General features: G+C 69.5%; 1 protein-coding gene. It reads left to right on the top strand.

What is annotated here, in order from left to right; genetic code table 11:
• On the top strand, positions 1–534 hold a 534-nt coding region (locus HLUSI_RS30125), incomplete at both ends, for an FAD-dependent oxidoreductase (RefSeq protein WP_040503793.1).

Below are 534 nucleotides of genomic sequence, written 5' to 3'. Positions count from 1 at the left end.
TCCCCCGTCGCGGCTGGCAGGTGACGCTGATCGAGCGGCATGCGCACGCCGCGCAGGAAGCCTCCGGCAACCTTGCCGGCGTCCATATGCCGGCGATCTCACGCGACGACAATCCGACCGCGCGCCTGACGCGAGCGGCCTTCCTGTTCGCGCAGCAGGCGTGGAAGCGCGCCGGCGTGTTCGGGATGGATCCGCACGGACAACCCATCGGCAAAACCTGCGGCGTGCTGCAAGTGGCGCGCGATGCCGGACAAGCCGACGCATTCGGGCAGGCCGCGCAGCACTGGAATTATCCGCGCGACTACGCACAGTGGTTGCCGGCGCAGGAGGCGAGCGCGCGACTCGGCATGCCGACCGGCAGCGGCTGGTTTTTTCCGCGCGGCGGCTGGCTGCGTCCGGCGGCGGTATGCGAAGCCATGCTGCGCGCTTGCGGCGATCGCTTGCAAAGCCGCTTCGGGAAAGAGGTGAGTTCCTTGCGCCGTGTTGAGGGGCAATGGCAGGCGCTCGATACCGACGGCGCCGTCATCGCCGCCG

This window comes from Herbaspirillum lusitanum P6-12, from assembly GCF_000256565.1.
Classification (GTDB): Bacteria; Pseudomonadota; Gammaproteobacteria; order Burkholderiales; family Burkholderiaceae_D; genus Herbaspirillum; species Herbaspirillum lusitanum.
The sequence above is the reverse complement of the archived record's forward strand: the minus strand, read 5'-3'. Positions and strand labels throughout refer to the sequence as shown.